Annotated in this window: 9 protein-coding genes and 2 pseudogenes; 3 read left to right on the top strand and 8 right to left on the bottom strand. The window is 47.8% G+C overall.

Annotation, left to right across the window (positions count from 1 at the left end; translation table 11 throughout):
- Positions 1-50: 50 nt before the first annotated feature.
- Both HQK80_10335 and HQK80_10340 read right to left on the bottom strand, forming a co-directional pair.
- On the bottom strand, positions 51-1,748 hold the full coding sequence (locus HQK80_10335) for a response regulator (protein MBF0222606.1): 1,698 nt from the start codon (positions 1,746-1,748) through the stop codon (positions 51-53).
- Positions 1,749-2,445: 697 nt separating this feature from the next.
- Entirely contained in the window at positions 2,446-4,545 is a 2,100-nt protein-coding gene (locus HQK80_10340) for a sigma 54-interacting transcriptional regulator (protein MBF0222607.1), read from the bottom strand.
- Positions 4,546-4,861: 316 nt separating this feature from the next.
- Here HQK80_10340 and HQK80_10345 point away from each other — a divergent pair, with 316 nt between their 5' ends.
- Positions 4,862-5,764 carry a mechanosensitive ion channel family protein gene (locus tag HQK80_10345; GenBank protein MBF0222608.1) on the top strand — a complete coding sequence of 301 codons (903 nt, stop codon included), beginning with the start codon at positions 4,862-4,864 and terminating at the stop codon, positions 5,762-5,764.
- Between the two features lie 169 nt (positions 5,765-5,933).
- On the opposite strand, the gene HQK80_10350 is transcribed toward HQK80_10345, so the two are convergent.
- Entirely contained in the window at positions 5,934-6,404 is a 471-nt protein-coding gene (locus tag HQK80_10350; protein ID MBF0222609.1) for a hypothetical protein, read from the bottom strand.
- Between the two features lie 129 nt (positions 6,405-6,533).
- Between HQK80_10350 and HQK80_10355 the strand changes: the two are divergent.
- Together HQK80_10355 and HQK80_10360 are read left to right on the top strand one after the other, a co-directional pair.
- Positions 6,534-6,722: pseudogene (locus HQK80_10355) on the top strand (Tn3 family transposase).
- Positions 6,716-6,859, top strand: a complete 144-nt coding sequence (locus HQK80_10360; protein ID MBF0222610.1) for a hypothetical protein — start codon at positions 6,716-6,718, stop codon at positions 6,857-6,859. The pseudogene HQK80_10355 and the gene HQK80_10360 overlap by 7 nt, the downstream one beginning before the upstream one ends.
- A 153-nt stretch (positions 6,860-7,012) precedes the next feature.
- Here the strand turns inward: HQK80_10360 and HQK80_10365 are convergent, their stop codons facing one another.
- The 5 genes and pseudogenes from HQK80_10365 to HQK80_10385 all read right to left on the bottom strand — a co-directional run bounded on the left by HQK80_10365 (position 7,013) and on the right by HQK80_10385 (position 9,843).
- Positions 7,013-7,192 carry a YHS domain-containing protein gene (locus tag HQK80_10365; protein ID MBF0222611.1) on the bottom strand — a complete coding sequence of 60 codons (180 nt, stop codon included), beginning with the start codon at positions 7,190-7,192 and terminating at the stop codon, positions 7,013-7,015.
- Positions 7,193-7,355: 163 nt separating this feature from the next.
- Positions 7,356-8,195, bottom strand: a pseudogene (locus tag HQK80_10370) (hypothetical protein).
- 24 nt (positions 8,196-8,219) lie between these two features.
- A complete protein-coding gene (locus tag HQK80_10375; GenBank protein MBF0222612.1) occupies positions 8,220-8,756 on the bottom strand; it encodes a GNAT family N-acetyltransferase in 537 nt (178 codons plus the stop codon).
- A 108-nt stretch (positions 8,757-8,864) separates the two neighbouring features.
- On the bottom strand, positions 8,865-9,092 hold the full coding sequence (locus HQK80_10380; protein ID MBF0222613.1) for a hypothetical protein: 228 nt from the start codon (positions 9,090-9,092) through the stop codon (positions 8,865-8,867).
- Between the two features lie 346 nt (positions 9,093-9,438).
- Positions 9,439-9,843: a hypothetical protein gene (locus HQK80_10385; protein MBF0222614.1), complete on the bottom strand. Its 405-nt coding sequence runs from the start codon at positions 9,841-9,843 to the stop codon at positions 9,439-9,441.
- Positions 9,844-10,404 lie beyond the last annotated feature (561 nt).

Genomic DNA, 10,404 nt, shown 5'->3' on the forward strand with positions numbered 1-10,404 from the left:
CGGAAAATAGGTTGGATAGGTAAAGGATTATTTATTACAAATTCTGTCGCTCAGCCAACAATACTCCCCAGTGTTTTTTCAAGCTCTTCGAGCTGATACGGTTTATGGAGTGCCTTAAGAAACCCATAACTCTTAAAGTTCGACATCACCGGATCATTGGCATAGCCGCTGGCAACGATAGCCCTGACCTGCGGGTCGATCTCTTTTAACTGTTTAATCGTTTCCATACCTCCCATGCCACCCTTAATGGTCAGATCGAGGATAACCGCGCCAAACGGCAGGCCAAGTTCCTCCGCCTTCTTATAGAGTTGAATGGCTTCATCACCGTCGCATGCCACTTCAACCTGATACCCGGATCGTTCAAGCATATGCCGAGTCAGCTCTCGCAGCATCTTCTCATCATCCATCACCAGAATTTTTTTGTTACTCGGAAGGGCCTGTCGAGATAAAATCTCTTCTAAAACGACCGGCTCTTCGCTCACAGGCAGATAGATCGTAACAGTTGTTCCTTGGTCCTGCTGAGAGGCAATATTAATGGCTCCGCCATGCTTTCTGAGTATAGAGTAGGCAATTGTAAGCCCCATGCCCAGCCCTTTTATCGATCCCATCGGCTTTGATGAGAAATATGGATCAAATACCTGGGGAAGGGTATGCTCTGGTATGCCGGGGCCTTGGTCCTGAATTGAGATTTTAACATACCTGACCGCTAGATCCTTTTCAAGCTTTGGTTTTTGCCCGGGGATGGAGTCAGCATTTTCAGTGACAATGCGAATCATCCCTCCCTGTGGCATCGCCTCCATGGCATTGTTGATCACATTGCTAATGGCCAGGGCCATCTGGCTTGCGTCGATCGTAACCGTAGACCACAGGTCTTCCTGGAAAATACACTCAAAACCGATATTTGATCCACCAAGGGCAAGACTTACTGTGTCGGTAAGAAACTCTTCCACGGAGATGGGCATCTGGGTCGGTTCGCCACCCGCAGAAAAAGTGAGGAATTTCTTTGTCAATTCGGCGGCTCTCAGGGCGGCCTGCTGGGCATTATGCAATTTTGTCTCATTTGGACGGCCAAGAGCACTGTCTTGCTGGGCCATCTCAATGTTGCCCATGATTATAGCCAGCAGATTATTGAAGTCATGGGCAATGCCGCCGGCGAGCGTGGCTGTTGCTTCAAGTTTTTTAACCTTTATAAGTTCGTCTTCCTGGCGCTTGGCGTCGGTGATGTCATGTAAGGCTATCCTGATGCTGCCCACGCTCTTGTTCGTTTCCGGCCATGGAACACAGGACAGTTTGCCCCAGAACCAACCGTTATCTCTTCTCAACATGCGCAGATTAAATGAGTGCCTGCTTGGTGAGGCCATAAAGTCCCTGAAGTTTGAATAGAAAACGTCTTGATCTTCCTGCAGAATAAAGTTGGAAAAAAGCTGCCCGAATAGCGACTTTCTCTCTTCGTTGAGCAACTTGGCCAAGGTCAAGTTGGCCTCCATAATAATGTTTTTGTCACTCACCGTGAGATAGCCGATGGGGGCAAAGTCATAAAGGTCAACAAACTGGTCGCGGCTCTGGACAAGTTCTTCCTGGACCGTGCGCAGCTCCTCATTTTGAAGTTCAAGTTCGATTTGATAGGTGTGCAGCTCGTGAAGTACCTTACGCAGGTCTTCATTGAGGGTATCGGCCAAGACCACATTTTTGTGACCAAGCTTTTCTTCCGCCCGTCGGCGTAGCGCATTCTGTTTTTTCTTGTCCATACAATCATCACTCATCCTAAGGGTTGAAAAGAGGCGTTCATCTGACAGGCAGCAGGTGTAAAACCCCTGTCTACCGCAAAAGCCATGCCAGCAAATATGAATGGTACAAAATAGTGGTGAATGGTTCTTGGTCGTGGCTTACGAGCAGCAGTGTCTTAGAAGTGTGTTTCAGGCCTGATGCAAGCCCCCTCCCGGGACGGGAGGGGTTGGGGGTGGGTGAAGTGTCAAACTGCCGAGTAGTAACTGCCTTCCCCCCCCCACCCTAACCCTCCCCCGCGAGGAACTATGGAATATCGTGATCGTTCAGTATCCCCTGAACAACCCTTCCCCGTGAGGGGAGAGGAGACTAATTAATAATTTAAAAATAAATTATTAATTAGAAGTTGAAGGGGGGCTGGAGCGAGCGTTTTGCCACAGTATATGGTAGAGGCCTCAAAATATTGAGGCTATGGCGGACTGCCTTCGGAGCACCAATGAACCGGTTGAAGTTTGAGCATAGGTGAACATGATAAATATAAAAACTCCTAAATCCCTTTAAATATAAAAAATCCCCCTGAGTCCCCCTTTGACAGGGGGATTTAGGGGGATTTTTATATTTTATATTTTATATTTATGATTTTGGTATTTAAGAACTTATGGATTTAATAGTTCGAGAAGTATAGCCGTTCGTTAAGATGTTTAAGGATTTCGGGCGGACTTATGCCGGCGTTGGGGCGTCTGAGGGACGGACTATGCCAAGCTTATGCATCCTTGCCCGCAAGGTGCTCGGGTGAAGCCCCAGAATAATAGCAGCACCGTTTTCGCCCTCGATGCGCCAGTTAGTTTCTGTTAGGGTCTGCATGAGGTGGTTGCGCTCCACATCTTTTAATGTGCCTCCCGCAAGCAAAATGGGGGTTGATGTGGTAATCAGTTTGTCGGCAAGCTGGAATCCGGGGCCGGAACAGAGGATAACCGAGCGCTCGATGATGCTTTCCAGTTCCCTGACGTTGCCGGGCCACGGGTACTCGACTAAGGCCTTCATTGTCGTCTTTGGAATCGAGGTGATCTGTCTGCCCATTTTTTTTGCATAGCGCTCCACAAAGGTCTCAACCAGGAGCGGAATATCTTCTGAACGCTGCCGTAAGGGCGGAACAGTGATGGGGAAAACGTTCAAGCGATAGTAAAGATCCTTCCGAAATCTGCCAGACAAAATTTCTTCCTCAAGATTTCGATTGGTTGTGGCCACAACCCGGACATCAACTTTGATGGTCTTGGATGAGCCCAAACGCTCAAAGGAACCATGCTGGATGACCCGCAGGAGCTTGGCCTGCATCTCCAGGGGCAGTTCCCCTATTTCATCCAGGCAGAGCGTGGAACCGTCGGCGATCTCGTATCGACCGATCTGCCGGCTGTCAGCCCCGGTAAAGGCGCCTTTTTCCCGGCCAAACAGCTCGCTCTCCAGCAGATTGGCGGGTAAGGCGGCGCAGTTGACTGTAATAAGCGGACGATCTTTGCGAGGGCTGAGGTTGTGGATAGCGCCGGCAATCAGCTCCTTGCCGGTGCCGGTCTCACCGAGGACAAGAACCGTGGCATTGGTCGGCGCAACCTGTTCCGCCCGGTAGAGTACATATTTGAGGCCATCGCTTTGGCCGATAATGTGATTGTGCTGGTGTTTCTTTTTGATCTCCTGGTGAAAGTAGACGTTCTCAACCACGAGTCGGTCTTTCAATGTTTTAATTTCAGCCAGGGCCAAGAGCAGAGCTTTTTCGGCCTTCTTGTGATACCTGATTCTCTGCTCCATCTCCTCTTTGATTTCGCGTGGTTGCAGCCGACGCTCCAGAACTCGTCGTTCGGAGCCGTCATGGGCTTTTGCCGAGGCCTCGTGCCGGAGTTTTTGTCCGGTAATGTCACGGATATGGCACTGAATTACCTTTTTGGGGCCGACATAAAAAATAGTACCGACAAACTCCACGGCAATAGTTCGGCCTCCTTTCGTCTCCAGTGGCAGATTCTGATATTGAAGGTAGCCATCGGTTTGCAACTGTTGAAAGGCGGTTTTTGAGGTTTTAACATCTTGGAAGAGGCCGATATCCCAAAGTTTTTTCCCCTGTAATTCGGCATAGGAGTATCCCAGGATTTCGGTCATGAAAGGATTTACATCGGTAATCTGTCCCGTTTCGGCATCAAGGATCACGATGCCCTCTCTGGTTACTTCAAAGAGTCGGCGGTAACGAGTTTTCGAGGCGTTCCGCTCCTCCTCCAGTTTCTTGCGCTCGTCAATGTCAGTAATCGCGGTCCGGTATTGCGGCTTATCCGGCTGCGCTGAGGCGGAAGGGATGGTGTCAAGCTGGGCGAAAAATGGTTTGCCGCTTTCCGGGAGAATGGTGATCGTGCAGTTCTGGCTCTTTTTTGTTGTTAAGGCCTTTTGCATATGCAGATAAAAGATATCACTGTCTTCCTGACTCAGGAAAGAGGTGAACTCTTTATGGAGCAAGGCGTCGTGTTCCCGGCCCAACTGGCGACAGCCGCACAGATTTACGGAAAGAATCTTTCCTTTACGGCTGAATGTGAAGTAGCCAACCGGGGCATAATCATAGAGGTCGACGTACTTGGATCGAGACTCTTCTAGCTGGAGCTGGATCTCGCGCAACTCGTCATTCTGCAGCGTGAGTTCGATCTGATGGGTGCGAAGTTCATGAATGAGTTTATGGGTTTCGACAGGGGACAATATGTCGGTATGGGCAGTTTCGAGCTTCAGCAGGGCCTCAGCTTTTTTCCGTAAGTGATCAGTTTTGTCTTTCCTTTTTTTCGTGTCCATAAATTTCTAGTTGCGACAATCTCCTGCTTTTTTGGTTAAGGTTGCTTAGGCTGAAGGCTGTAGCTGCGATGGAAAACGGAATAACTGGAATTCGGCACTAAGGCACTAAACTGGTAAATGTGAGTTTGACTCTACCATGAATACAGCTAAATGCACACACTATTAATAAAAATGTGCGGAGTCAGGTACGTTTGTTGTTGTTGTTGTTTGTTGTTGTAGTAGTAGTAACATCAGTCTGATAGTGATACGATGTCTTGAGAATGCCTTACCCTTAAAAGTTCGGAAAGGTCCAGGCAAAAGCCAAAGGAGAAAACAGATGGATTATATAAATGAGTACTTACAGAAGATCAGTTGGGACAGTTTAATTCAAACCAGTTTTAAGATTTTTATTATTTTATTTTTGGCCTGGCTCGGGATGTTTATCCTGCGAAAATCTCTGGTTCGACTCGAAAAACGGCTTTTAGACCAGGGCAGAGCCGCCGGAGAACCACCATCCGAATCTGAAAAAAGAATCGAAACGGTCATCCGGTTAGTCAAACAGGCCTCATTTTTAGCATTATGGATCACAGTTATTCTGGTAATTCTCAAGGAGATCGGTGTTGAAATCGGACCAATACTGGCGAGTGCCGGAGTTCTTGGCCTGGCAATCGGTTTTGGTGCTCAAAACCTTGTCAAAGACGTGATAGCCGGGTTCTTTTATATTCTTGAAAATCAGGTGCGGGTAGGAGATGTCGCGATAATTAACGGTACCGGAGGTTTGGTGGAACAGATAAATTTTAGAACAATTGTTCTTCGTGACCTGGGTGGAATTGTTCATATCTTCCCAAATGGATCGGTAACCACATTAAGCAACCTGACCAACGAATGGTCGGCATATGTTTTCAATATCGGTGTGGCCTATAAGGAAAACACCGATCATGTTATTGATGTCATGAATCAGGTAGGGGCTGAGATGATGGAGGACGCTGATTTTGGTCCATTTATGCTTGAGCCGCCGGAGATATTTGGGGTCGACAAATTTGATAGTTCCTCAGTTATTATAAAAGGCAGAATCAAGACAAGGCCCATTCGACAATGGATGGTTGGCAGAGAGTATCTGCGGCGCATTAAGCTGGCCTTTGATACGGCAAACATCGAAATTCCTTTTCCGCACCAGACAGTTTACTTTGGCGCGGCAAGCAAGCCAATTGATGTTCAGTTACTTGAAAAATTTAGTTAGATTTGTGTCACCATCTGCCGGTATCTGTCCATAATCTGATTCATGACTGGTTCAAGTTCGTCAGGATTAATAACCAGCAGATCGCCTGTTTCGGCCTTTTAAAAAAAGCGATCGATTGCCGTTGTCGGGTCTGAAACTATCTCGATATTTATGGCCTGAAACCCGCCTTTCAGCAGGCCTTCGTTTCTCCTGCGGGCCGGTTCCGGGGGTCCAGATCAGCCAGGAGTATGTAGTCGTAAAGAGCCGCCAGGGATAGACCATATTCAATGATCTGTTCATCGGTTCGACTTCCGGTTCCATGGCATAAGGCAGTTTTTTTGCCTGGTGAGAGTCTTGGTAATAGTCTAGCCATGGCCTGCGATGACTCTTTGTTGTGACTGTAATCCACCAGGACCTTGTACTTTTGAAAATCTAATAAGTTCATTCGTCCAGGGTTTTGGTTTGCCGAAGGGTGAAAGGTCATAACTCCATTGTGAATTTGTTCCAGGGGCAGGCCCAAACCATGAAGAGCGCCGATGGCGGCCAGCGCATTAGAGGTGTTGAAGTCAACGATTCCCCCGAAGGTGATTGGAATACTTTCAATTTCGCAGACCGGGATGTCGAGTTCACTTTTTCTGATAATGACTTTTCGTCTGTCCACCGTGATGACGGTTCCGCCATCATTGGGTGAGTTTAAACAAACGGCTCTAAAGTTCCATAGGTTTTTTCCCTTCCTAAAGCTTTTTCAACTCAGGCAGGCCATTGAGAAGCAACTCAACAAAGGAGAGGGGCGAACAAGTTTTCCAAGGCCGTTTCTTTCGGCCACAGCCACGAGTTCATCCAGGGTGAGAAGGAGGATCAGGAGACCGCTGAGGCCTGTCGTCGGCTGATCAAGAATGCCATCGTGTGCTGGAACTACCTCTGTCTTTCACGGGTACTTGCCGAGGAGAAGAATGGGGGGGGCGTCGGGCCATGCTGATCGAAGCCATTCGTAACGGCTCGGTCGCCACCTGGGCGCATTTCATCCTGCATGGGGAGTTCGATTTCTCGGATGAGCGGATAGTCGATTCGATTGGTTTGACACCTCCCAAAAATCGGGGTCTGGAACTGGGCTAAAATTGGGAGGGCAAAAATTCGCTGAAAATCTTGCTAACGGCGGATTTATGCAAAATCCTATGGAACTTTAGAGCCGAATGTGACGACAGCCACGACAAAAAAATTACGTAAAGCGCTTTGGCTTCATGCCTAGGCTTGTTCTTGTCCTCGGGCTTAGTCCCTGCTTTCAGGTTCCTTGACACTCTCGGGTAAGGCGATAAACACCTCCCGGCATTTATCGCTGCAGAAGTAGACAGTCTCACCATCGCGTTCGGTTTGTAGAGCAGTTGCTTCGTCCACGGTCATCCCGCAGACGGGGTCTTTGGTCACGAATTTTGATTCTTTCATGGGCATGCTCCTTTTTTGGGTTGATGTTGGCACTGTCTTTTTATTCCGCTTTGTTTAAAGGGTGTTGGTCTTCATGGTTCAATCTTCCTGGTTTTTGATTCAGTGTGAATAGGCCCTTTGGCATCTATCAAGACCTTTTTCCCCGGCCACCAGTTTTGCGTATCGATGATTAGATAGCGAATCGCCCATGTCTCGTCATCAATGATAAAATCCTCTTTGTTACTGTCCAATGATGGACTATCCACTTCTTAACCTGATAGCAAAAGAGCGCCACCGCCTTGGCCGCCCGCACGTCTTCTGTTTCAAGGTCGAGCAGGTCATGCATGTCGGAACTGGTCTCCGATACGCCGAGCAACCCTGACTGAAAATTAACCATCTCGCTGATTTGCTTGATGCTCATTTTTTCAGTACGCATCAGATAGCAAAGTAGTCCAGGCTCGAGATCCCCCGAGCGGGTGCTCATCACCAGTCCGGCGGTTGGGGTGAAGCTCATGCTGGTGTCAACGGGTTTACCGTGACGTACTGCGGCCAGACTTGCTCCATTGCCGAGGTGGGCGAGGATAACTCTTCCCTGCGCCGCTTCCGCTCCGGCTTGGCGGGCCAGTTTTTCCATCAGAAAGGCGTGTGACAAGCCGTGAAATCAATACCTCCTCAACCCTTGCGCCTCAAAGCGGCGTGGGATCGGCAATAGTTTCGCCACACGCGGCAGGGCATGGTGAAAAACCGTGTCGAAACAGGCCACTTGTGGCAGGTGAGGAAATCGACGATGAAAGGCCTCGGTCAACAGGATCTCTTCGGGAAGATGGGCAGGATTGAAGGAACTCAGTCGGTGCAGTTCCTCAATCATTTCAACTGTCATGCGTCGCGGTTCGCTATATTTCGGCAATCCAATCCATGCAAGTTTACCGCTAAGAATTCGTTGGAGTATGCCGTCTACTGTAAACAGCGCAAACTTTATGCTTGATGAGCCGCCATTGATCGTCAGGATGTGGAGGTTCCTTGTTTTCATTATCTTTCCTTGCTTCCATCCCAATTACCTTGCTTGCTCACTCAGATATTTATTAACCAGTAAGACCGAGGAATCATCAGGGTTTGCAGTTACTTCAAAACCCAAGCCTTTGACGAACTGAAGCATATCCGAGTTATTCTTGAGTACGGACCCATGAATTCGTTTTATCCCGCGAGATGTTGCATGAGTTATTAGCGCTTGCATTAGTTTCCCCCCAAGACCACGTTTTTGCCATTCATCAGCAACCACAATCGCAAACTCGCAACCGTTGCCATCCGGATCGATCACGAATCGTGCGACGCCGACCTCCTTTTCATCCTTTTCTCCTTTGTACAGGATGATCAGAGCTTCTGCGTTGAGCGGATCGGGGTTTGTAAACCTCGCCAGATCCTTCTTACTCAGTTCTTTAATGGTACCGTGAAAGCGCATGTATCGAGACTGGGATGAAAGATTGCGAACGAATGTTTGTTCTATGACAGCATCGTCAGGTGTTATAGGGCGAAGCGTTAACTTTTTTCCATCATCAAGGGTCCAGTTTTCTTTATCAGTGTCATCTGCCATAATCGAATCCTCACCCCCGGAAAGAATTAACCGACGGAGCTTATTGCTGTTTGTGGAAAAATAAGACGATGCCCAGGCACAATCCCAAAAAGTTGGACAATGATAAATCTATGCACCCAGCAATATATTCAGGTCATAATTGGCCAGTTCTCCGATACTTTCAATTGTTAGGTCCGCCGGCGGATATGCCTCGACAATTTTGGGATCCAGGGCATAATGGCCCTGGCGAGGCATTACAGTCGTTAAACGGTTTTTCCAGATCTTTTTCATAGCGGTTAAAATACGCAATTTGTAATCCACCATGACATAATGATGTGCTGGGTAGTGGCGTTCCACATCATCCAACATCTCCTCTATGATTCCTCAAATCATCTTGAACCTGGACATTGTCCAGCAGTGTATTGTCCACATCAAAGAGGAACACAACTTTAGTGGGTCTGGTCATCGTATTGTCTCCCCGATGTCAGGTTGGTCAAGATACTGCTGCCCAGGGATTATTTTTTTAACACTTTACTAATCACGACAACCAGCAGGATCAGCACCAGTACGCCGAAACCGGCCAAAATCGACATCCCTTGACTTATTAAACCATTCAGCCAGTTGTCCATATGATTTATATCCTTTTAGTTACGTGGCCACCCCGGCCAATAGTTATTTCCCCACATCATTGTTGCACCTCTCACTATTGCTGAAAATACTCTCGGACTTTGGCTGTAATCTGAGGGTCTGTCATCTGGTCAGCCGTTTCTACAGACACGATGCGTTCAGCAAGTTTGTCTTTTTCAAGTTGCTTTACCAGCTCACCCTTTGCTTCGCCAGGCCCAAATATCAGAAGCGATTCGGCGTTATGAATAACCGAAATGACCTCCTCATAGTATGTGTTGAGTTGTGCCGTAAATTTTTTATCCTGGCTGTTATCTGCCGGCACCATCTGTGCTTCAAAAGAGGTTGTCGAACGTTTACCAGAAGAGCGTCCGAGCTGTTTTTCCACCTTTGATTCGATCACTTTTATTTCTTCTTCTTTATCTGAGATAGCCACTATCACGGCTTTGCGATGGTCAATCCACAGCCCAACGGTCGTTTTCATATATTTCTCCTTTTTGATTAGACTCTCTTAATAAATATTTATGGAACAAAGCAAGAGGTATGCCGGCATTCCAAGGCAGACAGAAACAGTTAAGAAGGGCCTTGTTGGCGAAGGGTGAGGTGACGCTGAGGGTTCATAAACTGAAGCCGGCAGACGTGCCCGACCTCAATATGTAGTGGACCCTCAAAATACTGAGGCAAACATTAAAATGGAATAAAATGGGGACAAATAAAACAATAAAATGGGGACAGACCACGATTTTTCAGGCGATCTTATTGCTTGCGCGGCCTCCCGGCTGTTCCCGGTACTACTCGTCGTCCGAGTATCTTGGCAATTTTTTTTTGGAATCGGTCATTGCCAAGAACAAAATTGCCATTAGTAGCCTTGCGAATTGTATCTATCACACCAGGCTCCAATTGATAACGAAATAATTCTCGGTAGGCTGTTTGCCTTTCGGACTTTTTTGCACCTAGCTGCCGGTAAAGAGTGTGGGGGGTTATACCCTTAAAGATTTCTCCTTGAGCGTTAGCGCGGTAACTGGACCAACGGTATTCACCTGGG

It is taken from the genome of Desulfobulbaceae bacterium (genome assembly GCA_015231515.1).
Lineage (GTDB): Bacteria > Desulfobacterota > Desulfobulbia > Desulfobulbales > VMSU01 > JADGBM01.

What these genes read in the sequence shown, in the direction of transcription:
- HQK80_10335 (MBF0222606.1), bottom strand. Translation starts at nt 1,748, where the DNA reads ATGGACAAGAAAAAACAGAATGCGCTACGCCGACGGGCGGAAGAAAAG.
- HQK80_10340 (MBF0222607.1), bottom strand. Translation starts at nt 4,545, where the DNA reads ATGGACACGAAAAAAAGGAAAGACAAAACTGATCACTTACGGAAAAAA.
- HQK80_10345 (MBF0222608.1), top strand. Translation starts at nt 4,862, where the DNA reads ATGGATTATATAAATGAGTACTTACAGAAGATCAGTTGGGACAGTTTA.
- HQK80_10360 (MBF0222610.1), top strand. Translation starts at nt 6,716, where the DNA reads ATGCTGATCGAAGCCATTCGTAACGGCTCGGTCGCCACCTGGGCGCAT.
- HQK80_10365 (MBF0222611.1), bottom strand. Translation starts at nt 7,192, where the DNA reads ATGCCCATGAAAGAATCAAAATTCGTGACCAAAGACCCCGTCTGCGGG.
- HQK80_10375 (MBF0222612.1), bottom strand. Translation starts at nt 8,756, where the DNA reads ATGGCAGATGACACTGATAAAGAAAACTGGACCCTTGATGATGGAAAA.
- HQK80_10385 (MBF0222614.1), bottom strand. Translation starts at nt 9,843, where the DNA reads ATGAAAACGACCGTTGGGCTGTGGATTGACCATCGCAAAGCCGTGATA.